Here is a 23,249-nt window from a genome sequence, read left to right on the forward strand (position 1 = left end):
CGACCGCCGCCGATTTCCCCCAGGGCACCACCCTGCATGGGCGCATCGAGATCCAGGCCGCGCTGACGCCGGATGCGATCGCCGCCGTGCATCAAGGCCGCCAGTTGACCTATGCCGAGTTGAACCAGCAGGCCAACCTGCTGGCCCATCACCTGCTGGCGCTGGGCGTGAAACCGGATGACCGCGTCGCCATCGTCGCCCGCCGCGGCCTGGACACCCTGGCCGGCTTGCTGGCGATCCTCAAGTCCGGCGCCTGCTACGTGCCCGTCGACCCCTCGCACCCGGCCGAACGCCTGGCCTACCTGCTCAGCGACAGCGCGCCGGTGGCGGTACTCACTCAGCATGCGTTGATCGAGCGCCTGCCCGCGCTGGACGTGCCGGTGATCAATCTGGACCGCTACACCTGGCAGCATCACTCGGCAAGCAATCCGCAGGTCGCGGTTATGCCGTCGAACCTTGCGTATGTGATCTACACCTCCGGTTCCACCGGCCTGCCCAAGGGCGTGATGGTCGAGCACCACACCGTGGCCAACCTGGTGGACTGGCATTGCCGCGCCTTCGACCTGCGCGCCGGACGCCACACTGCCAGCGTCGCCGGTTTCGGCTTTGACGCGATGGCCTGGGAAGTCTGGCCGGCGCTGTGCGTGGGCGCGACCCTGCACCTGCCGCCGGCCAGTGACGGCGCCGAAGACATCGACGCGCTGCTGGGCTGGTGGTGCGCGCAACCTCTGGACGTGTGCTTTTTGCCCACGCCGGTGGCCGAGTACGCGTTCAGCCAGCAGATCGACCACCCGACCCTGCGCACCCTGCTGATCGGCGGCGACCGCCTGCGCGCGTTCAACCGTGGGCAAACCTTCGAGGTGATCAACAACTACGGGCCCACCGAAGCCACGGTGGTCGCCACCTCCGGCAAGGTCGAGGCGGGCCGCGCCTTGCACATCGGCAAGCCCATCGCCAACGCGCGGGTCTACCTGCTCGACGCACAACAGCGCCCGGTGCCGTTGGGCGTGGCCGGTGAATTGTATGTGGGCGGCAGCGGCGTGGCGCGCGGTTACCTCAACCGGCCCGAAATGACCGCCGAACGCTTCCTCCAGGACCCGTTCAGCCAGGGCCGCATGTACCGCACTGGCGACCTGGCGCGCTGGTTGCCCGACGGTAATATCGAGTACCTGGGACGCAACGACGACCAGGTGAAGATTCGCGGCATGCGCATCGAACTCGGCGAAATCGAAACCCGGATCAACCAGTTGCCGGGTATTCAGGAAGCGGTGGTGCTGGTGCGTGAAGAGCGGCTGGTGGCGTATTTTACCGAGAACCCGCAACTCGAACCCCAGGATGTCGGCACCCTCCGAGCGCACCTGGTGGCGCATTTGCCGGACTACATGGTCCCGGTCGCCTACATGAAACTCGACGCGCTGCCGCTGACCGCCAACGGCAAACTCGACCGCAAGGCCCTGCCGGCACCGGACAGCGCCGCCGTGTTCAGCCGTGACTACGAGGCCCCCGAGGGCGACATCGAGACGCTGCTGGCGCAGATCTGGGTCGATGTCCTGCAGGTGGAGCGCGTGGGCCGACGCGATCATTTCTTTGAATTGGGCGGGCATTCGTTGCTGGCGATGCGCATGGTCTCGCAGATTCGCCAGCGCCTGGGCGTCGAGCTGCTGCTGGCCGATCTGTTTGCCAATGCCGAACTGGCGGCGGTCGCTCAGGTGCTGGCCGAGGCCGGGCGCAGCACCTTGCCGGATATTCTGCCGATCAGCGGCAACAGCGACGTGCCGCTGTCGTTCGCCCAGCAGCGCCTGTGGTTTTTAGCGCGCATGGACGGCGGCAACAGTGCCTACAACATTCCCATCGCCCTGGGCATGCGCGGGCCGTTGCAGGCAGATGCCTTGCAACAGGCGCTGGCGCGTATCGTGGTGCGCCATCACACCCTGCGCAGCCGGTTTGTCCAGTACGGCGACGATACCCAGGTGCTGACCGTGCCGGTGGAGGAGGGGGCGCTGCTGCATGTGCAGGACCTGCGCCATCACGCCGAACCGCAACACGCCCTGCAGGCCCTGATTCACCAGGACGCCTCGGCGCCGTTCGACCTGGAACACGGCCCGCTGCTGCGCGGGCGTCTGGTGGTACTGGCCGACGATCATCATGTGCTGCTGCTGACCCTGCACCACATTGTCTCCGATGGTTGGTCCATGGGCGTGCTCACCCGCGAGCTGATGGCGCTGTACCAGGCGTTCAGCCACGGTCAACCCGACCCGCTGCCGCCGCTGGCGATCCAGTACGCCGACTTTGCCGTGTGGCAACGCCTGTGGTTGAGCGGCGAGGTGCTGCAGCGTCAGAGCGATTATTGGCAGCAGGCCCTGGCCGGTGCGCCGGCCTTGCTCACCTTGCCCACTGACCGCGCGCGTCCGGCGCAGCAGGACTACACTGGCGGCAGCGTCGAGGTGCGCCTTGACGAACGCTTGACCGCCGGCCTCAAGGCCTTGAGTCAGCGCCATGGCGTGACGCTGTACATGACGTTGATGGGGGCCTGGGCGGCGTTGCTGGCGCGCTTGTCCGGTCAGCACGACCTGGTGATCGGTTCGCCGGTGGCCAACCGCACGCGCAGTGAAGTCGAGGGGCTGATCGGCCTGTTCGTCAACACCCTGGCGGTGCGCATCGACACGTCCGGCGAGCCCAGCACTGAAGCGCTGCTGGCGCGGGTCAAGGCGCAGAGCCTGGCGGCCCAGGCCCATCAGGACCTGCCGTTCGAACAGGTGGTGGAGATCGCCCGGCCGGTGCGCAGCCTGGCCCATACGCCGGTGTTCCAGACCTTGCTGGCGTGGCAGGACAGCAGCGCGCCAGCACTGGCGCTGGGGGACCTGACCCTGGAAAACGTTGCCCAACAGAACCTGTTTGCCAAGTTCGAACTGACCCTGGACCTGTGCGAAGCGCAGGGTCGCATCAGTGGCGCGTTGCAATACGCCGTGGCGCTGTTCGATGAATCGACAGTGCGCCGCTACGTCGGTTACTTCACCCGCGTGCTGCAGGCGATGGTCGCGGACGATCAGGCGGTGCTGGCCCAAGTGCCGTTGCTGGATGAGCACGAGCATCAGCAGGTGCTGGTGGACTTCAACGCGACGGCGATGCCGGCTCGCGACGAGCAGACCCTGCACGGCCGGTTCGTTGCCCAGGCGGCGCGCACGCCCCACGCGATTGCGGCGCAGGCGGGTGAGCGGCAGCTGACCTACGCCGAACTCGACCGCCATGCCAATGGCCTGGCTCATCACTTGCTGGGCCTGGGCGTACAGCCCGACGACCGCGTGGCCATCGTTGCCCGGCGCGGCCTCGACACCCTGGTCGGGTTGCTGGCGATTCTCAAGGCCGGCGCCTGTTATGTGCCGGTCGACCCGTCGCACCCGGCCGAGCGCCTGGCTTACCTGCTCAGCGATTGCGCGCCGGTAGCGGTGCTCACCCAGCATGCGTTGCTCGAGCGCCTGCCCGCCGTGGACGTGCCGGTGATCGAACTCGATGGCAGTGCCTGGGATCAGCCTGTGCATCCGGCGGTTGCGGTCGCGCCGTCGAACCTGGCTTACGTGATCTACACCTCCGGCTCCACCGGCCTGCCCAAAGGCGTGATGGTGGAACACCACAGCGTGGTCAACCTGGTGGACTGGCATTGCCACGCCTTCGACCTGTGCGCCGGGTGCCACACCGCCAGCGTTGCCGGTTTCGGCTTTGACGCGATGGCCTGGGAAGTCTGGCCGGCGCTGTGCGTGGGCGCGACCCTGCACCTGCCGCCGGCCAGTGACGGCGCCGAAGACATCGACGCGCTGCTGGCCTGGTGGTGCGCGCAACCCTTGGACGTGTGCTTTCTGCCCACGCCGGTGGCCGAATACGCCTTCAGCCAGCACATCAAACACCCGACCCTGCGCACCCTGCTGATCGGCGGCGACCGCCTGCGCCAGTTCAGCCATGCGCAGTCCTTTGCGCTAGTCAATAACTACGGCCCTACCGAAGCCACGGTGGTCGCCACCTCCGGCCTGCTCGAAGTCGGTCGGCCGCTGCATATCGGCAAGCCGGTGGCCAATGCCCAGGTGTATTTGCTGGACGAACAGCAACGCCCGGTGCCTCTGGGCGTGGCCGGTGAGTTGTACGTGGGCGGCACCGGCGTGGCGCGTGGCTACCTGAACCGCCCGGACCTGACCGCCGAGCGCTTCCTGCGCGACCCCTTCAACCACGGCCGCATGTACCGTACCGGCGACCTGGCGCGCTGGTTGCCCGATGGCACCCTTGAATACCTGGGCCGCAACGACGACCAGGTGAAAATCCGTGGCGTGCGTATCGAACTCGGCGAAATCGAGACCCGGCTCAACCAACTGCCGGGCATCCAGGAAGCCGTGGTGCTGGTGTGTGACGAGCGGCTGGTGGCGTATTTCACCGAGCATCCGTCGGCTGGCAGCCTGACTGCCGGCGAGATTCGCGCCCACCTCGTCGCGCACCTGCCGGACTACATGGTCCCGGCCGCTTACGTGCGCCTTGATGCGCTGCCGCTGACCGCTAACGGCAAGCTGGACCGCAAGGCTTTGCCCGCGCCGGACCTGGCTGCGCTGTTCATCCGCGACTACGAGGCGCCGCAGGGTGAGATTGAAAGCGTGCTCGCGCAGATCTGGGCGGAGGTGCTGCAGGTGGCGCAGGTGGGGCGTCGCGATCACTTTTTCGAGCTGGGCGGGCACTCACTGCTGGCCATGCGCATGGTGTCCCAGGTGCGTCAGCGCCTGGGGGTCGAGCTGCTGCTGGCCGACCTGTTTGCCAACCCCGAGCTGGCGGCGGTCGCCCAGGTGCTGGCCCTGGCGGGGCGCAGCGTGTTGCCGGACATTCTGCCGGCCAACCGGGATAACGAGGTGCCGCTGTCGTTCGCTCAGCAGCGCCTGTGGTTCCTGGCGCTGCTGGAAGGCGCCAACACCGCCTACAACATTCCGATTGGCCTGCGCTTGCGTGGTCAGTTGCACGTGCAGGCGCTGCAACGTGCCCTCGCGCGCATCGTCGCGCGGCACGAAACCCTGCGCAGTCGTTTCGCCCAGAACGGTGACGACGCCCAGGTGCTGATCGCAGCGCCGGAAGATGTGCTGCCGCTGCAGGTGCAGGACCTGCGTCGCCATCCGCAGCCGCAGCAGGCGCTGGACGCGTTGATCCACGGTGAAGCCTCGGCGCCGTTCGACCTGGAGCGCGGCCCGCTGCTGCGTGGGCGCCTGGTGATACTGGCCGACGATCATCATGTGCTGCTGCTGACCCTGCACCACATTGTCTCCGATGGCTGGTCCATGGGCGTGTTGACCCGTGAGCTGATGGCGCTGTACCAGGCGTTCAGTCACGGTCAGCCCGATCCGCTGCCGCCACTGGCGATCCAGTACGCCGACTTTGCCGTGTGGCAACGCCTGTGGTTGAGCGGCGAAGTGCTGCACCGTCAAAGCACTTATTGGCAGCAGGCCCTGGCCGGTGCGCCGCCGTTGCTGACGCTGCCCACCGACCGCCCGCGCCCGGCGCAGCAGAACTATGCCGGCAATACCGTCGAAGTGCGCCTGGACGATCGCCTGAGCGCCGGGCTCAAGGCCTTGAGTCAGCGTCACGGCGTGACGTTGTACATGACCGTGATGAGTGCCTGGGCCTCCTTGCTGGCGCGGCTGTCCGGCCAGCAGGATCTGGTGATCGGTTCGCCGGTGGCCAACCGCACGCGCAGCGAAGTAGAAGGGCTGATCGGCCTGTTCGTCAACACCCTGGCGGTGCGCATCGACACCAGCGACGAGCCGAGCACCGAGGCGCTGCTGGCGCGGGTCAGGGCGGTGACCCTGGCCGCCCAGTCGCACCAGGACCTGCCGTTCGAAAAAGTCGTGGAAGTCGTGCGGCCGCCGCGCAGCCTCTCTCACAGCCCGATCTTCCAGACGCTGCTCACCTGGCAGGACAGCAGCGCGCCGGCCCTGCGTCTGGGCGACCTGACGCTGGAAGCGATTGTCGAGGAGAGTCACTTTGCCAAGTTCGATCTGGCCCTGAGCCTGGGCGAAGTCGGCGGCAGCATTCTCGGCACGCTGGAATACGCGGTGGCCTTGTTCGACGAGGCGACGGCGCAGCGTTACGTCGGTTACCTCACCCGCGTGCTGCAGGCGATGGTCGATGACGACCAGGCAGTGCTCGAACACGTGCCGCTGGTGGGCGCGCGCGAGCGTCAGCAGTTGCTGTTCGAATTCAACGCGACCAGCGTCGACTACAACCTCGAGCAGACCGTGCACGGCCTGTTCGAAGCGCAGGTCGAGCGCACGCCTCATGCGCTGGCGGTCAAGGCCGGCACCCGGCAACTGACCTACGCCGAACTCAATGCCCGGGCCAACCAGTTGGCCCATCACCTGCTGGCGCTGGGTGTGCAACCGGATGCGCGAGTGGCGGTGTGCGCCGAGCGCGGCCTGGACATGGTCATCGCCCTGTACGCAGTGCTCAAGGCCGGTGCTGCCTACGTGCCGTTGGACCCGGCGTATCCCCGCGAACGCATTGCCTACATGCTGCAGGACAGCGCACCACAGGTGGTGCTGGCCCAGGTCGCCCCCCGTGGTTTGCTCGGCGAAGTCCCGGTGGTCGAGCTGGATGTGCCGTGCTGGCAGCACCTGCCGGTTGCTAACCCGAACGTGGTCGCGGCCAGTGCCTATGTGATCTACACCTCCGGTTCCACCGGCCAGCCCAAGGGCGTGATCAACGACCACAGTGGGGTGGTCAACCGTCTGCTGTGGATGCAGGACGAATATGCCCTGACGGCCGCTGACGCGGTGCTGCAGAAAACTCCGTTCAGCTTCGACGTGTCGGTGTGGGAGTTCTTCTGGCCGCTGTTTACCGGTGCGCGGCTGGTGATGGCGCGTCCCGGCGGGCACAAGGACCCGGCCTACCTGTGCGAGGTCATCGAAGCCGAAGCGATCACCACCTTGCACTTTGTGCCGTCGATGCTCGATGTGTTCCTCGCCCACGGCGATGTCGGCCAGGCGGCGGGGCTGCGGCAGGTGATGTGCAGCGGTGAAGCGCTGCCGGGCAGCCTGGTGCGACGCTTCAAACAGCAACTGCCGGGGATCGGCCTGTACAACCTGTACGGCCCCACCGAAGCGGCGGTGGATGTGACGGCATGGCGCTGCATACGCGCCGAGATGCCGGATAACACACCGATCGGCAAACCGATCGCCAATACCCGCATGTATGTGCTGGATGCGCAGATGCAGCCGGTGCCCCTCGGCGTGGTCGGCGAGCTGTACATCGGCGGCGTGCAGGTGGCGCGCGGTTACCTGAACCGGCCCGAGCTTTGCGCCGAGCGCTTCCTCGACGATCCATTTACTGGTGGACGCCTGTACCGCACCGGCGATGTCGGTCGTTACCTGGCCGACGGCACCCTCGAATACCTGGGGCGCAATGATGACCAGGTGAAGATCCACGGCCTGCGTATCGAACTGGGGGAAATCCAGGCGCGGCTGACCGAACATCCGGCAGTCAACGAAGCCGTGGTGCTGGCCCGCGAACAGCGCCTGATTGCTTACTACACCGGCGAGCAGAGCGACATCGATGTGCTGCGCAATCATCTGGCGCAGCACCTGCCGGCGTTCATGGTACCGGCCGCGTTTGTGCACCTGGACGCGCTGCCGCTGAGCCCCAACGGCAAGCTCGACCGCAAGGCCCTGCCGGCGCCGGGCGCCGAATCGGTGATGGCGCGCGACTATGAGGCGCCCGAGGGGGATACCGAAATCGCCCTGGCCAGCCTGTGGGCCGAGCTGCTGGAGGTGGAGCGCGTAGGGCGTCACGACAACTTCTTCGAACTGGGTGGGCATTCGCTGATGGCCGTCAGCCTGATGGGGCGCCTGCGGCACCTTGGCTTGTCGGCGGATGTGAACGTGTTGTTCAGCCAGCCGACGCTGGCAGCGCTGGCGGCAACCCTGGGCGGCAGTCGCGAAGTGGCCGTGCCGGCCAACGGCATCGCCGCCGATTGCCGCGCGATCACCCCGGACATGCTGACCCTGGTGACGCTGGACCAGCCGGCCATCGACCGGGTGGTTGCGGCCATCCCCGGCGGTGCAGCGAATGTGCAGGACATCTACCCGCTGGCGCCCCTGCAAGCGGGGATTCTCTATCACCACCGCGCAGTGCAGCAGGGTGATGTGTATGTGTTGCAGGCGCAATTTGCGTTCGACAACGTTGTGCGTCTGCAGGCCTTTGCCGAGGCGTTGCAGGCGGTGATCCAGCGCCATGACATCCTGCGCTCGTCGTTCCACTGGGAAGGCCTTGAGGAACCGGTGCAAGTGGTGTGGCGTGGCGCCGCGCTGCGCGTTGAAAGCGGGCCGTTGCCGCAGCGCCTGGACCTGACTCAGGCGCCGGTGATGCGCCTGGTCTACACCGAGCAGGCACAAGGCGTGGTCGCGACCCTGCTGTTTCACCACCTGGTGATGGACCACGTCACCCTGGAAATCCTCAAGCACGACATGCAGGCGCTGCTGAGCGGCGAGGGCGCAGCACTGGGAACGGCGGTGCCTTATCGCAACTATGTGGCGCAGACCCGGCTGGGCATGACCGAGCAGGAACACGAAGCGTTCTTTTGCGACATGCTGGGTCAGGTCGACGAGCCGACCCTGCTCTGTGTGCCGGGCGCGGATGAAAAAGCGCAACGCCTGCTCGACAGCGCGCTGAGCCAGCGCCTGCGTGCCCAGGCCCGCCGCGCGGGCGTGAGTGCCGCCAGCCTGATGCACCTGGGCTGGGCGCAGGTGATGGGCAAAGTGGCCGGTCGCGACACCGTGGTGTTCGGCAGCGTGATGCTGGGCCGCCTGCAGGGTGGCGAAGGCGCCGAGCGCGCGATGGGGGTGTTCATCAACACCTTGCCGCTGCGCGTCGACCTCGGTGAACACTCGGTGCGCAGTGCGCTGCGCGACACCCATGCGCGCCTGTCGCGTCTGCTCCGTCATGAGCACGCGTCGCTGGCCCTGGCCCAACGCTGCAGCAGCGTGCCGGCGAACACGCCGTTGTTCAACGTGCTGTTCAACTATCGCCACAGTGCCGGGGCGGCGGCAGCGATGAGCGCCGAGGCCGCCATGGCGTGGCAGGGTATTCATCTGCTCGAGGCCGAGGAACGTTCCAGCTACGGCCTGTCGATGAGCGTCGACGACCTGGGCGACGGCTTCAGCCTGACGGCCGCAGGGCAGGGCGCGCAGCGTTTGTGCGATTACCTGCAGACGGCGCTGGAGCACCTGGTGGAGGCATTGGAGCAGAACGTCGACAGCGCCATCAGTGCGGTGTCGATCCTGCCGGCCGTCGAGCGCCGGCAAGTGATCGAGACATTCAATGCCACCGACCGGGAGTTCCCCCGTGCGCACACCGTGCAACGTCTGTTCGAGGCCCAGGCGCAGGCGCGTCCCGGTGCGTTGGCGGTGGTGCACGGCGAGCAGCGCTTGAGCTACGGCGAGCTGAACACCCGCGCCAACCGCCTGGCCCATCATCTGCTTGGCCTGGGCGTGTGTGCCGGCGACAGCGTGGCGATCCTGCTGCCGCGCGGCATTGACTTGATTGTCGGCCAGTTGGCCGTATTGAAATGTGCCGCCGCCTATGTGCCGCTGGACATCAACGCGCCCGCCGAACGCCAGGGTTTCATGGTGCAGGACAGCGGCGCGGTGCGGCTGCTGACCCGCAGCGACATCACCGTCGACTACACGGTTGCGCGCCTGGACCTCGACACCGAGGTGTTCGATCCGCAACCGGCGCACAACCCCGACCTGTCGCAGGCGTCGGACAGTGTGGCCTACGTGATGTACACCTCGGGCTCCACCGGTACGCCGAAGGGCGTGCTGGTGCCCCACCGTGGCATCACCCGGCTGGTCATCAACAATGGCTACGCCGACTTCAACGCCGGTGACCGCGTGGCGTTCGCCTCCAACCCGGCGTTCGACGCCAGCACCATGGATGTGTGGGGGCCGCTGCTCAACGGCGGGCAGGTGCAGGTCATCGATCACGCCACCTTGCTCGACCCGGCCGCCTTTGGCGCGGCGCTGGAGGGGGCGACGGTGCTGTTCGTCACCACGGCCTTGTTCAACCAGTACGTGCAGTTGATACCCGATGCGCTGGCGGGGTTGCGCATTCTGTTGTGCGGCGGCGAGCGTGCCGACCCGGCGGCGTTCCGCAGCCTGTTGGCACGGGCACCGGCGCTGCGCCTGGTGCATTGCTACGGGCCGACGGAAACCACCACCTACGCGACCACTTATGAAGTGCGCGCACTGGCCGAGGACGCCGACAGCGTGCCGATTGGCCGGCCGATTTCCAATACCCAGGTCTATGTGCTGGATGCGCAGTTGCAGCCGGTACCGGTGGGCGTGAGCGGAGAAATCTGCATTGGCGGCGACGGCGTGGCCCTGGGCTATCTGAACCGTGCGCAATTGAGCGCCGAACAGTTCGTGCAAAACCCGTTCAATGGCGGGTCACTGATGTACCGCACCGGGGATCTGGGCCGCTGGACGGCGGACGGGCTGCTGGAGTGCATCGGGCGCAACGACGATCAGGTGAAGATTCGCGGCTTCCGCATCGAGTTGGGCGAGATCGAAGCGCGCCTGGCGACCCACGCCGCACTGCAGGACGTGGTGGTGCTGGCCCGCGAAGACGTGCCGGGTGACAAGCGGTTGGTGGCCTATTTCACCTGGGCGGGCGAACCCGTCGGCAGCGACAGCCTGCGCGCCCATCTGCAGGCGCAACTGCCGGACTACATGGTGCCGTCGGCCTACCTGCCACTGGCGCGGCTGCCGCTGACCGGCAACGGCAAGATCGACCGCAAGGCCTTGCCGGTTCCCGCTGTGCAGGCCCTGGCCGGGGCCGTGTTCGAAGCGCCGCGCGATGCTCTGGAGCAGACCCTGGCGCACCTGTGGGCCGAGGTGCTCAAGCTGGAGCAGGTGGGGCGCAATGACAGTTTCTTCGAACTGGGCGGGCATTCATTGCTTGCGATCCGTCTGGTCAGCCTGATGGAGGACGCAGGGCTTGTGGTGAGCCTGGCCGAACTGTTCGAGCACGCCAGCGTGGCGAACGTGGCATCGATGCTGCGCCAGCGCAATGCGCAGACGGTGCGCGACACCACGGTGATCACCGTGCGCAGCAGCGGCACGCAGCCGCCGTTGTTTCTGGTGCACGAGTTCAGCGGCATGGACGTGTATTTCCCGGCGCTGGGTCAGCATCTGGCCGGTGACTACCCGATCTACGGCTTGCCGGGCCTGGCACTGGGCGAGTCGCACCTGAACACCATGGAAGGCCTGGCGGCGCGCATGGTTGGCCTGATCCGCGAGATTCAGCCGCACGGACCTTACCGGGTCGCGGGCTGGTCGTTCGGCGGCGTGCTCGCTTATGAAGTGGCGATGCAGTTGCTGGGGCTGGATGAGCCGGTGGCGTTCCTCGGCTTGATCGACAGCTTCGTGCCGCGCATGACCGACCAGGGCAAGGCGCGCTGGGAAGGACCGCAGGCGCTCAAGCGGCATCTGCTGCTGCAGTGCACTGCACATTGGACCGTACAAGGAGGTGTTGATGAAGTGGCAAGACTGGCGCAACTGGAAGCAGACACTCAACAGCTGGACCTTGCTGGCTTGCTGCAATGTTGTCGCGATGAAGGTTTGCTGCACCCGCAAATGGCGGCGGCCGAAGACGCCGACTTGATCAGCTTCATCGAACGCGAGGTCGGCCACGGCCACGCGCTGGCCCATTACAGCCTGTTCCCGCTGCCGGTGGCGGTGCATTTGTTCAGCGCGCAGGAGCGGCTCACCGAGCTGTCGCGGCGCAGTAATTCCCTGGGCTGGAGCGACGCGCTGGCGCCGGGGCAACTGCGCCAGATCGAAGTGCCTGGCACGCACCAGAGCATGATGAAGGCGCCGCATATCCGCGAGCTGGGGGCTGCGATGTCGGCTGCCCTGGCAGCCTCGTTACCGGTGACGCAGGCGGCCCATCAGTCGCTGCTGCGTATCCAAAGCGGGCGGCCGGGGTTTGCGCCGGTGTTCTGCGTACCGGGGGCGGGCGACAGCGTCACCGGGTTCGTGGGATTGGGCGAAGCGCTCGGGCGTGACTGGCCGCTGTTCGGCCTGCAGCCGCGCGGGCTGGACGGCGAGGCGGTGCCTCACAGCCAGGTCGAGGCGGCGGCGCAGTGTTACCTCACGGCGCTGGAACAGGAATGCCCGCACGGGCAGGTGCATCTGCTCGGGCATTCGTTCGGCGGCTGGGTGGCGCTGGAGATGGCGCTGCGCTTGCAGGCGGCCGGGCGCGAGGTGGCGTCGTTGACGGTGATCGACAGTGAAGCGCCGGGCGGCAATGGCGTGGTGGGACGGCCGTATACGTCGACGGCGGCGTTGTTGCGGTTGATCGAGGCGATGCAGTTGTCGGCCGGCCGGCCGCTGGGGATTGATCCGGTGGAATTCGCCGGGCGCGATGAGGTGGCGCAGCGGCTCGCGTTGCATGCGGGGATGGTGGCGGTCGGATTGCTGCCCGCGCGGGCGGCGGTGGAGGCGATGGTGGGGCCGGCGCGTACGTATGCGGCGGCGTTGCGCACGGTGTATCGGCCTGGGCGGCGGTATGGCGGGGTGGTGAGGTTGGTGTTGGCGCAGGATCCTGCGCTGGATGCGGTGGGCAATCTGCGGGAGCAGGGGGCGATGATTGAGGGGTGGCGTGGCCAGGGGGATGGCTTTGAGGTTTGGTATGGCGGGGGGAATCACTTCACGTTGCTTAAGGCGCCCAATGTTTCTGGGTTGGCCAAGTGGTGGCTTGAGTCGTTGGTGGTTGGGGAGGTGGTGTCGTGACGGGTGTATGCCGCTCAAAACGTGGGAGGGGGCTTGCTCCCGATGAGGGTGGGTCAGTCAGCTTATTGGTAGCTGACACACTGCCATCGGGAGCAAGCCCCCTCCCACCTTTGGATCGCCATCTTTCAGGAGAGTATCAATCTGCTTGGTCCTGCTTTGGCTTTGGCTTTGGCCTTTGATCTTGCGTTCGGGCACACCGAGCCCGGGCGAGGTGCCGAGTGTTGGGGCAAGAGCCCTTTGGTTACTTTGGGCTGGGCCGGCATTCCGGCTTTTCCAAAGTGGCCCGCCGTAAGGGCGGAACCCTAAGCAGCCGTAACCGCAGCAACGGATATACCCCCAAAAACCTCATCATCTTTTATGGGCATTTATGCAAACGTCTAAATTCCGCAAAATCGGCTTATTCACCCTGTTGGCCATCGCCATAGGCCTGATCATCTACACCCTACAGGCCCCCGCCGACACCCCCCAATACCTGACGGCCACCGCCGAACGCGGCGATATCGAAAACGCCGTCCTGGCCACCGGCCTGCTCGAAGGCATCAAACAAGTCGACGTCGGCGCCCAGGTCTCCGGCCAGTTGAAATCACTCAAGGTCAAAGTCGGCGACAAGGTAAAAAAGGGCCAGTGGCTCGCCGAAATCGACCCCCTGATCCTGCAGAACACCCTGCGCAAGGCCCAGGTCGACGAAGAAAACCTCCAGGCCCAGCGCCGCGCCACGGCGGCGCAGCTCAAGCAGGCCAAGTCGGTGTACGAGCGCTACAAGGGCCTGCAGATCGACGAGTCAGTGTCCCGTCAGGACTTCGAAGACGCCGAGTCAACCTACCAGGTGCAGCAGGCCAACCTGCTGTCGCTGGATGCGCAGATCAAGAGCGCGCATATCCAGATCGACACCGCCAAGGTCAACCTGACCTACACCCGCATCAATGCGCCGATCGACGGCGATGTGGTGGGCATCGTCACCCAGGAAGGCCAGACGGTGATCGCCAACCAGCTGGCGCCGGTGCTGCTCAAGTTGGCGGACCTGGACACCATGACCGTCAAGGCCCAGGTGTCCGAGGCGGATGTGATTCATATCAGCCCCGGCCAGCAGGTGTATTTCACCATTCTCGGCGAGGCCGACAAGCGCTACTACGCCAAACTGCGCGGCACGGAGCCGGCGCCGCAGAACTTCCTTGAGACCCAGAGCGCCGGTACGCCCAAGCAGAACACGGCGGTGTTCTATAACGCGCTGTTCGACGTGCCCAACCCCGACCATCGCCTGCGCATCGCCATGACCGCCCAGGTGCGCATCGTGCTCGACACCGCCCAGGGGGCGCTGATGGTGCCGGTGGCGGCGCTGGGCGCGCGCAACAACGATGGCAGCTATGCGCTGCGGGTGCTGGATGCCAAGGGCAAGGCGCTGGCGCGCAACGTGAAGACCGGCATCAACAACAACGTCAAGGTGCAGATCCTCGACGGCCTGGTCGAGGGCGACAAAGTGGTGATCGGCGACGCCACGCCTGCCGTGGCGGGGAACTGAGCCATGACCCAGCCACTGTTGGAGCTCAAGGGCATCACCCGCAGTTTCATGGCCGGCGAGCGTGAATTCATTGCGCTCAAGGGTATCGACCTGACGATCCAGGCGGGGGAGATGGTCGCGATCATCGGCGCGTCCGGCTCGGGCAAGTCCACCTTGATGAACATCCTCGGCGGCCTGGATTACGCCACCGCTGGCAGCTACAAAATCAACGGCATCGAGACCCGCTCCCTGGGCGATGAGCAACTGGCGGAGCTGCGCCGCGATTACTTCGGGTTTATCTTCCAGCGCTATCACTTGCTGGCGCACCTGAGCGCGTTGCACAACGTGGAAATGCCGGCGATCTACGCCGGCACCCCCGAGAGTCAGCGCCACAGCCGCGCCCGCGAACTGCTGACGCGGCTGGGCCTGGCCGGGCACACCAGCCACCGGCCCAGTCAGCTGTCCGGCGGTCAGCAGCAACGGGTGAGTATCGCCCGGGCTTTGATGAACGGCGGCGAAGTGATCCTCGCCGACGAGCCCACCGGGGCGCTCGACACCCACAGCGGCAAGGAGGTGATGCGCATCCTCGCCGAGCTGCACGCGGCCGGGCATACGGTGATCATTGTCACCCACGACCCCAAGGTGGCGGCCAATGCCCAGCGCATCGTCGAGGTGTGCGATGGCGAGATCGTCAGCGACAAGGCCAATGCCAGTGTCGGCCTCGAGCTGCCCGGCGAAACGCCCATCGAGTCACGACGCAGTGGTGCGCGGCGGCTGGTGGCGAGCCTGGGGTTGTTCAAGGAGGCGTTCAACATGGCCTGGGTCGCGCTGGTGTCGCACCGCATGCGCACGCTGCTGACCATGCTCGGCATCGTCATCGGCATCACCTCGGTGGTGTCGATCTCGGCCATCGGCGAAGGGGCCAAGCGCTACGTGCTCAAGGACATCCAGGCCATCGGCAGCAATACCATCGATATTTTTTCCGGCACCAGTTTCGGCGACAGCCGTGCTTCGGCCATCGAGACGCTGATGCCCTCGGATGTGGACGCGTTGAACCAGCTGTATTACGTCGACAGCGCCACGCCGGTGGTGGGCCGCAACCTGCTGCTGCGCTTTGGCAATATCGACCTGGATGCGCAGGTCAACGGGGTGAGCGAGCGCTACTTCAAGGTCAAGGGCCTGAAGCTCGAAGCCGGTATTGCCTTCAGCGAAAACGATGCGCGGCGCCAGGCCCAGGTGGTGGTGATCGACCACAACACCCGCCAGCGCCTGTTTGGCGCGCATGTCGACCCGCTCGGCCAGGTGATTCTGGTGGGCAACCTGCCGTGCACGGTGATCGGAGTGACGGCCGAGAATAAAAACATGTTCGCCGCCAGCAAGTCGCTGAACGTGTGGGTGCCTTACGAGACGGCGGCGGGGCGCGTGCTGGGTCAGCGTCATCTGGACAGCATCACCGTGCGCATCAAGGACGGCCAGCCGAGCAAGGTGGTGGAGGACAACGTCAACAAGCTGATGCTGCAACGCCACGGCACCAAGGATTTCTTCACCAATAACCTCGACAGCATCATGCAGACCGTGCAGAACACCAGCCGCTCCCTGGCCTTGCTGCTGTCGCTGATCGCGGTGATTTCGTTGCTGGTGGGTGGTATCGGCGTGATGAATATCATGCTGGTGTCGGTCACCGAGCGGACCCGCGAGATCGGTATTCGTATGGCGGTGGGCGCGCGGCAGTCGGATATTCGCCAGCAGTTCCTGGTGGAGGCGGTGATGGTGTGTCTGATCGGCGGGATCATCGGGATCTCGCTGTCCTACGCCATCGGCTACCTGTTTTCGCTGTTTGTGAAAGAGTGGGAGATGGTGTTTTCGGTGGGCTCGGTGGTCACCGCGTTTGCCTGTTCCACGCTGATCGGCATTGTGTTCGGGTTTGTGCCGGCAAGGAATGCGGCGCGGCTGGATCCGATTGAGGCGTTGGCCAGAGATTGACAAAGGTGGAAGGGGGCTTGCTCCCGATCGCGGTGTTTCAGTCGCACATGCAGTGGCTGACACGCTGCAATCGGGAGCGAGCCCCCTCCCACAATTTGCTGGATGCTGGCTTAAAGACCGCTGTTGTTCTCGGTGGCATACATCCACCGCAACAGCGAATGCCGCCCGCTGATACCCAGTTTGATCGACGCGCGCTTGAGGTAGCTTTCGATGGTGTTGACCTTCAACGCCAGTTGTTCGGCCAGCTCTGGCGCGGTTTTCCCGGCCAGCAGGCCGACGCACACTTCCAGCTCGCGGGTGGACAGGGTCAGCCCCGATTGCACCAGGCGCTCCTCGATGCGCTTGCGCAGGGTTTCGATGCCCTGATGTTTTGCCGCCACCGGCTCGCTGTCGTTGCCAGGCTGGATCGCCGTGATGTGTTTTTCCACCATGGGCAGCAACAGCGTGGAAAACTCCTGCAGCATGTTGCGTTCCTGCGGCGAAAAGCTTTCGGACTGGTGCGAACGGTAGACCGAGAGGATGTAGCGCACGTCATCCTTGCGCCGAGTCAGGTGCAGTTGCGCTGCGGGCTGTTCCTCGCCCAGCGTTGCCATCGAATCGGTGTAGACCGGGCTGATTTTGCGCCGCGTATGCCCCTCGGGGCTCACTCGCAATTGGGTGATATGGGTAGCGTCCACCGCCAGTTGGGTGAGGATCAGGTCGTGCAGCATGCGCGGGAAATGTCGGCTCCCGGTGCTGGCAATGACTTTGCCTATATGAGGAAACAGCTGAGCGTTCATCCAATCGTCCATGAGTGTCAGGTGCGGGTATTCGGCCTTGCAGCGACGGGGTTCAGGTGCCAATACGAATAACCCACAGTGATAGTCCATCCCGCCAGCACCTATGCTAGTACAGCCTCGCCACAGGAAGGGGATCCAATTTGAAAAAAACGGCTCAAGGCCGCACGCTGCGGGCTGTTGGCCCAGCGTCCAGCGGCCTTTTCCAGGTTTGTTGTAACATATGAATACAACTTCGCCGTTTCAGGGCGGACTGCATGCCAACCCAGAGTGAACCCGCGATGCAACCCACCCGGTTGACCCTTGTCTGCCACGCCGCCACTCCCGCGCAGAAATACGCGCGATTTGCCGATGACGACTCGGTGGTAATGGATTGGCAGAGTGACGCGTTATCCCTGGCCGGTCGCTTCAGCAAACCCCCGCAACTGGTGTGCGGCCCCGAGCTGCGAACCCGTCAGACCGCGAGCCTGTTCGGTAACGAGGCCACGCTGGAAACCGCTCTGCGTGACCTCGACATGGGCCGCTGGAAAGGCCAGGCGATTGACCAGCTCGACACTCACGCGGTGAGGGCCTGGCTCGCCGACAGCGCCGGTGCGCCCCATGGTGGCGAATCGGTGGATGCGTTGTGCGAGCGGATCGCGCAGTGGCTCAAGCAGCTGCAAACCCAACCCGGCCATGTGCTGGCCGTGACCCATCCGTTCGTGATCCGCGCGGCGATGCTGCAGGTGCTGCAGATGCCGGTCGAGATGATCTACCGGATCGACGTCGCGCCACTGTCCTGCATCGAGCTGCGCTTTACCGGCGTGTGGCGCCTGCGCCTGGACACTCACCCCTGGCCGTCCGAACATGGCAACATCCACGCCCCGCACTGAGAGCACCCCATGAAACGCATCCTGATCATCGGCATTGGCGCCGGCAACCCTGACTACATCACGATGCAGGCGGTGAAGGCGCTGAACCGCACCGACGTGTTCTTCCTGATGGACAAAGGCCAGAGCAAGGACAAGCTGATCGACCTGCGCCGCGAGATATGCGAAACCTACATCACCGAACCCGGCTACCGCTTCGTCGAGGCCGACTGCCCCGAGCGCGTGCGCGGTGAGATCGACTACACCACGGCGGTGCAGGTGCTTAACCGCGACAAGCAAGCCACTTTTGAACGCCTGATCAATGAGCACATGGCCGACGGCGAGGTCGGTGCGTTCCTGGCCTGGGGCGACCCGGCGCTGTACGACAGCACCCTTCGTATCCTGCAGGCGATTCTGGCCTCAGGTCAGTGCGAATTCGAGTTCGAAGTGATCCCCGGCATCACCAGCGTGCAGGCCCTGGCCGCGCAACATAAAGTAGCGTTGAACCGCATCGGCAAGTCCGTCGAAATTACCACCGGCCGGCGTTTGGCGGCAGGGCAGGCCAGTGATGCGGATACGCTGGTGGTGATGCTCGATGCCGAAGACTCCTACCGCAGCGTGGCTGAGCAGGGCTTTGATATTTATTGGGGGGCCTACCTGGGCACGCCGGATGAAATCCTGATCAGCGGCAAGGTCAGTGAAGTGGCTGAAGAAATCGAACGGGTGCGCAAGGCCGCGCGCCTGGAAAATGGCTGGATCATGGACACTTATCTGTTGCGCAAACCCTGAGGTGACCTCCCATGCTCAAACTGTTTGCCCTGGCACTGACCCTGGTGGCCGCTGCCGCCCACGCCGACTCGAACCTGCACACCGATTTGCCGTTGTCCTACCTGGAACAGACCCAGGGCGATGCGCGCAACCAGCCGTTGGTGATCTTCCTGCACGGGTTCGGCAGCGACGAGGAGGATCTGTTCGGGATCAAGGACGCGTTGCCCTCGACCTGGACCTACCTGTCGGCCCGCGCGCCAACGCCGGTGGACCCCCATGGCTATCGCTGGTTCACCAAGACCACCGGCGAGCGTGATTACAACGGCGAGACCGCCGACCTGCAGCGCAGCGCCGCGCTGATCGAAGACTTTGTGCGCAAGGCCACGGTCAAGTACCACACCCAGAGTGATCGCGTGTTCCTGGTGGGGTTCAGCCAGGGCGCGATCATGTCCTACGAGGTGGGCTTGCGTAAGCCTGAGCTGCTGCGGGGCATCGCGGCGCTGAGCGGCAGCGTGCTGCCGGTACTCAAGGCTGAGCTCAAGCCCGATGACGCGCTGGGCAGGATGGCGATCTTTATCGGCCATGGCACATTGGATCAGGCGCTGCCGTATGCGTCGGCGACGCGGGCGAACGAGGTGCTGGTGGGGTTGGGGTTGAAGCCGCAGTTTCATACCTATGAAGGCATGAACCACACGATCAGCGAAGCGGAGGTGCAGGACCTGAAGGCCTGGCTTGAATCGAACCTGAAGTGAGCACGGTTGCAATGTGTGAGGGGGGCAAGCCCTAATGCCGCTCAGTTAAGCCAGCGTGATGCTCGAAGCAACGAGCGGTGCGACTTTTCGGTGTACATATCGGTTTGTTCGGTAACGGCGGCTTAGGGTTCCGCCCTGACGGCGGGTAACCCGGCGTCCTGCCGGGTTACCCACGCTCCAAAGCCTGCGTTCGGCCAGCGTGTTTGACGGGGCGCTTCCAGATCAAAAGCAAAAGCGCGGCGGCCTGAGAGCCGACCGGAATGGTTTGCGAACGCTGTACAAAATGTGGGAGGGGGCTTGCTCCCGATGGCGTCGGCCCAGCAAACATTGATGTTGAAGACCCACCGCTTTCGCGGGCAAGCCGAATCGTCGCACCGCCGCTCCCACAGGGGAGCTGCGCTTAACTGAACGGCATTGGGGCAAGCCCCCTCCCACAAGGGGGTTTGTGTTGGTTGTGGGAAGTGGGTTATTTGCCGGTGATCTGTTTCACCAGTTCGGCGTGCCCCTTCACATCATCGGCCCGCGAAATGGCCTGGATCACCAGCAACTGGTTGCCCGAGCCGCCGAGGAACGTGGAGTTCAAGGTCTTGCCGCCGCCCTGGGTGGCGGTGCTGTCGACCTGACGCATGCCCAGGCCCTTGAAGTTGAGCTTTTTCTCGCTCTGTTTCTTGAAGTCGGGCAGGGCGGCGCTCTGGTCCTTGATGAAACCGGCGACGGCGCCGTCAAGGAACTTGGGGTCGTTGTCCTCGATCTTTACCCCGTCCTTGCGCACGGTTTCGGCGACGATCACCACACTTTTCGTGCTCTGATTGGCGTACAGGGTGCCCTGGGTGTCGCCGGTGCCATCCTCGGCCTTGCCGGCCGGCAGGGTATCGGCGACGTAGGCCTTGGGCAGGCTGAAGGTGAACTTGCCGCCCAGGGTGGAGATGGTCTGTGTGCTTGGCTTGGCGGCAGCGAACACGCTGCCGGCGGTCAGTGCGAGGGCAAGCAGGACGGCGGTCTTGGTGAAAGTGGCCATAAAGCACTCCGGTGATAAAACGAAATTGCGCCTTATTCTGTCAGAAAATTTGCAAGATCGTTCCTCCCCCGGCCTCACACCTTGTCGGACTCTTCCTCAAGCCGATCCATCTCAAACAGCCGCGCCAGTTCGGTGCGGGCTTCCTGGGCGGTCTGCATGACCTTGGCCGCGTCGTCGTATACCGCATGCTGGGCGGCGAGCACTTGCAGGTCGTGGTTCCTGAAGCGGTTGATGCGCGCATCGGCCTGGGCCTGGCTCAACCCCAGGCCAACCAGGGTACGGCGGCTCATTTCGAGGCTGGAGTAGAAGGTCTCGCGAATCGGCGAGGCGTCGAGGTCCACCAGGCGGTGCACGTGCTGGCGGTTACGTGCGCGGGCGATGATCTTCATGTGCGGGTAGAGGTTGCGCACCAGTTCGGCGGTTTTGATGTTGATTTCGGGGTCGTCCATGGCGATCACGAAAAATTCCGCCTGGTCGACCTTGGCCGCGTGCAGGATTTCCGGACGCTGCGGATCGCCGTAGAACACCGGCATCCCGCCGAAGCTGCGGGTCAACTCGATGGTTTCCACCGAGGTGTCGAGGGCGATGAACGAAATGTTCTGCGCGCGCAGGATCCGCGCGACGATCTGCCCCATGCGGCCCATGCCGGCGATCACCACGCGTGGCGCATCGCCTTCGATGGCGCGGTATTCCTCGGGCACTTCCACCGGCCTGGTCTTGCGCTTGAACAGCTTCGGGCAGATCAGCAGCAACAGCGGCGTGATGGCCATGGACAGGGTGATGGTCAGCACCAGAATGTCGTACAACTGCGGTTCGAACAGGCCCTGGTCGCGGCCGATCTTGAACACCACGAAGGCAAACTCACCGCCGGCCGCCAGCACCACGCCCAGGCGCAGGGCGCTTTCGCGATTGAGGTCACCGGCCATGCGGCCCACGGCATACAGGATCGGCAGCTTGAGGCCGATCAACAGCAGGGTCAGGCCGATGACCACCAGCGGCGAACTGAGCAGCAGGCTGAGGTTGGCGCCCATGCCCACACTGATAAAGAACAGCCCGAGCAACAGGCCCTTGAACGGTTCGATCTGCGACTCCAGTTCGTGACGGTACTCGGAGTCTGCCAGCAGCAGGCCGGCGAGGAAGGCGCCCAGAGCCATGGACACGCCGACCAGTTCCATCAACCAGGCCGTGCCGATCACCACCAGCAGCGCGGTGGCGGTGGACACTTCGCGCAGGCCGGTTTTGGCCACGATGCGAAACACCGGGCGCAACAGGTAACGCCCGCCGATGATCACCACGGCGATACTGCCCAGCACCTGCAAGCCGTGCTGCAGGCCTTCGGACTCGGTGGTGGGGTGGCTGCCGCCGGCCAGCAACGGCACCATGGCGATCAGCGGGATGGCGGCGATGTCCTGAAACAGCAGGATCGCAAAGGCCATGCGCCCGTGGGGCTGGTTGAGTTCCTTGCGCTCGGCCAGGCTTTGCAGGCCGAACGCCGTGGACGACAGCGCCAGGCCCAGGCCCAGCACAATCGCGCTGTTCCACGCCTGACCGAACAGCCACAGCGCCACCGCGCCCATCACCAGGCCGGTAAGCAGCACCTGCGCCAGGCCGACGCCGAACACCGCCTTGCGCATCACCCATAAACGCTTGGGCGACAGCTCCAGGCCGATGATGAATAGCAGCAGCACCACGCCCAGTTCGGAAAACTGCGCCACGCTCTGCGGGTTACGCACCAGGCCCAGTACCGACGGCCCAATGATCACCCCGGCGAACAGATAGCCGAGCACCGCGCCCAGTTGCAGGCGCTTGGCCAACGGCACGGTGAGCACGGCGGCGAGCAGAAACACCACGGCTGCTTGTAACAGGTTGCCTTCATGCGGCATTGCGAACTCCAGAATCTTCAAAGCCAGTCAACAGGGCGCTATTAGAGCGCTTTTTGCCGACTGAGAATTGTATTTTTGCCGCGCGTGCGCATCGGCCAAGACTTGTTAGTACGTACAAATAATTTGCCACTGGCGAGGAAAGTCTTACGGTCTAGGGTTATGCCATTGAGTTTATATTCCATGGGTGGCATATTTGCATGAGTTGGGACATAGAATACACGGACGAATTCGGAGACTGGTGGGCTGATCTGGATGCAGGAGAGCAATCCTCGGTATCTGCCAGCGTTGATCTGCTGGGGCTGTTTGGACCAGGTCTGCGCTTTCCCCACAGCAGCGATGTCAAGGGATCTCGACACGGTAACCTGCGAGAGCTAAGGGTGCAGCACGCCGGTCGCCCTTATCGGGTGCTGTATGCATTCGATCCCCGCCGTTGCGCATTGCTGCTGATAGGTGGCGATAAAACATCGCGACATCGATGGTACGAAGAGCACGTCCCCGTGGCAGATAAGTTGTATGACGTTCATTTGGAAACATTGCGTAGAGAGGGCCGTAACCATGGCTAGAAAATTCGCTGAACTTCAAGCTCGCATGTCACCCGAATCGCGGGCTGAGGCCGAGCAGATATTCGCGCAGCATGTGAGAGAAATGCCGCTGCATGAGCTGCGTAAAGCCCAGCAGTTGAGCCAGGAGAGCCTGGCCAAGGCGTTGAAGATCAACCAGGCTGCGGTCTCTAAAATGGAACGCCGCACTGACATGTATATCAGTACCTTGCGTGACTACATACGCGCCATGGGGGGGGAGCTGGAAATCATCGCGACGTTTCCCGACGGGCAGGTGAAGATCGACAACTTCGCTTGCTGAAGGCCGCGAGCGCCATGCTTTTTTCACATTGCCCCTGGCTGCCCTTTGTTACC

11 protein-coding genes are annotated in these 23,249 nt (G+C 64.7%); 8 read left to right on the forward strand and 3 right to left on the reverse strand.

Annotation, left to right across the window (positions count from 1 at the left end; translation table 11 throughout):
- Positions 1-86 precede the first annotated feature (86 nt).
- The 3 genes from LUB09_RS04910 to LUB09_RS04920 all read left to right on the forward strand — a co-directional run bounded on the left by LUB09_RS04910 (position 87) and on the right by LUB09_RS04920 (position 16,290).
- The gene (locus LUB09_RS04910; RefSeq protein WP_442964092.1) at positions 87-12,809 is read left to right on the forward strand and encodes an amino acid adenylation domain-containing protein; all 12,723 of its coding nucleotides are present in this window, start codon (positions 87-89) and stop codon (positions 12,807-12,809) included.
- A gap of 367 nt (positions 12,810-13,176) precedes the next feature.
- On the forward strand, positions 13,177-14,328 hold the full coding sequence (macA, locus tag LUB09_RS04915) for a macrolide transporter subunit MacA (RefSeq protein WP_209981251.1): 1,152 nt from the start codon (positions 13,177-13,179) through the stop codon (positions 14,326-14,328).
- 3 nt (positions 14,329-14,331) lie between these two features.
- Complete coding sequence (locus LUB09_RS04920) at positions 14,332-16,290, forward strand: MacB family efflux pump subunit (protein ID WP_231421815.1); 1,959 nt, start codon at positions 14,332-14,334, stop codon at positions 16,288-16,290.
- Between the two features lie 110 nt (positions 16,291-16,400).
- On the opposite strand, the gene LUB09_RS04925 is transcribed toward LUB09_RS04920, so the two are convergent.
- Complete coding sequence (locus tag LUB09_RS04925) at positions 16,401-17,069, reverse strand: helix-turn-helix transcriptional regulator (RefSeq protein WP_231421854.1); 669 nt, start codon at positions 17,067-17,069, stop codon at positions 16,401-16,403.
- A gap of 278 nt (positions 17,070-17,347) precedes the next feature.
- On the opposite strand from LUB09_RS04925, the gene LUB09_RS04930 reads away from it, so the two are divergent.
- Genes LUB09_RS04930 through LUB09_RS04940 form a run of 3 tightly spaced genes read left to right on the forward strand, consistent with a single transcriptional unit; the run spans position 17,348 to position 19,434 of the window.
- Positions 17,348-17,938: a histidine phosphatase family protein gene (locus tag LUB09_RS04930; protein ID WP_231421855.1), complete on the forward strand. Its 591-nt coding sequence runs from the start codon at positions 17,348-17,350 to the stop codon at positions 17,936-17,938.
- A gap of 9 nt (positions 17,939-17,947) precedes the next feature.
- Positions 17,948-18,703, forward strand: coding sequence for a precorrin-6A synthase (deacetylating) (cobF, locus tag LUB09_RS04935; protein ID WP_231421816.1), 756 nt, complete (start codon positions 17,948-17,950; stop codon positions 18,701-18,703).
- 11 nt (positions 18,704-18,714) lie between these two features.
- Positions 18,715-19,434: an alpha/beta hydrolase gene (locus LUB09_RS04940; RefSeq protein WP_231421817.1), complete on the forward strand. Its 720-nt coding sequence runs from the start codon at positions 18,715-18,717 to the stop codon at positions 19,432-19,434.
- A gap of 466 nt (positions 19,435-19,900) precedes the next feature.
- Here the strand turns inward: LUB09_RS04940 and LUB09_RS04945 are convergent, their stop codons facing one another.
- Both LUB09_RS04945 and LUB09_RS04950 read right to left on the reverse strand, forming a co-directional pair.
- Positions 19,901-20,452 (reverse strand): hypothetical protein, encoded by a 552-nt coding sequence (locus LUB09_RS04945; protein ID WP_209981258.1) that lies wholly within the window; start codon positions 20,450-20,452, stop codon positions 19,901-19,903.
- Between the two features lie 74 nt (positions 20,453-20,526).
- Positions 20,527-22,335, reverse strand: a complete 1,809-nt coding sequence (locus tag LUB09_RS04950; RefSeq protein ID WP_231421818.1) for a monovalent cation:proton antiporter-2 (CPA2) family protein — start codon at positions 22,333-22,335, stop codon at positions 20,527-20,529.
- Between the two features lie 197 nt (positions 22,336-22,532).
- Here LUB09_RS04950 and LUB09_RS04955 point away from each other — a divergent pair, with 197 nt between their 5' ends.
- Positions 22,533-22,898, forward strand: a complete 366-nt coding sequence (locus LUB09_RS04955; protein WP_209981262.1) for a type II toxin-antitoxin system RelE/ParE family toxin — start codon at positions 22,533-22,535, stop codon at positions 22,896-22,898.
- Entirely contained in the window at positions 22,891-23,196 is a 306-nt protein-coding gene (locus LUB09_RS04960; protein WP_209981264.1) for an XRE family transcriptional regulator, read from the forward strand. The genes LUB09_RS04955 and LUB09_RS04960 overlap by 8 nt, the downstream gene beginning before the upstream one ends.
- The last annotated feature ends 53 nt before the right edge of the window (positions 23,197-23,249 follow it).

Origin of the sequence: Pseudomonas sp. Leaf59 (genome assembly GCF_920984685.1) — a bacterium.
Lineage (GTDB): Bacteria > Pseudomonadota > Gammaproteobacteria > Pseudomonadales > Pseudomonadaceae > Aquipseudomonas.

Excerpts from the sequence above, each read along its gene's own strand:
- macA (WP_209981251.1), top strand. The coding sequence starts at position 13,177 with ATGCAAACGTCTAAATTCCGCAAAATCGGCTTATTCACCCTGTTGGCC.
- LUB09_RS04920 (WP_231421815.1), top strand. The coding sequence starts at position 14,332 with ATGACCCAGCCACTGTTGGAGCTCAAGGGCATCACCCGCAGTTTCATG.
- LUB09_RS04925 (WP_231421854.1), bottom strand. The coding sequence starts at position 17,069 with ATGAACGCTCAGCTGTTTCCTCATATAGGCAAAGTCATTGCCAGCACC.
- LUB09_RS04930 (WP_231421855.1), top strand. The coding sequence starts at position 17,348 with ATGCAACCCACCCGGTTGACCCTTGTCTGCCACGCCGCCACTCCCGCG.
- cobF (WP_231421816.1), top strand. The coding sequence starts at position 17,948 with ATGAAACGCATCCTGATCATCGGCATTGGCGCCGGCAACCCTGACTAC.
- LUB09_RS04940 (WP_231421817.1), top strand. The coding sequence starts at position 18,715 with ATGCTCAAACTGTTTGCCCTGGCACTGACCCTGGTGGCCGCTGCCGCC.
- LUB09_RS04945 (WP_209981258.1), bottom strand. The coding sequence starts at position 20,452 with ATGGCCACTTTCACCAAGACCGCCGTCCTGCTTGCCCTCGCACTGACC.
- LUB09_RS04950 (WP_231421818.1), bottom strand. The coding sequence starts at position 22,335 with ATGCCGCATGAAGGCAACCTGTTACAAGCAGCCGTGGTGTTTCTGCTC.
- LUB09_RS04955 (WP_209981262.1), top strand. The coding sequence starts at position 22,533 with ATGAGTTGGGACATAGAATACACGGACGAATTCGGAGACTGGTGGGCT.
- LUB09_RS04960 (WP_209981264.1), top strand. The coding sequence starts at position 22,891 with ATGGCTAGAAAATTCGCTGAACTTCAAGCTCGCATGTCACCCGAATCG.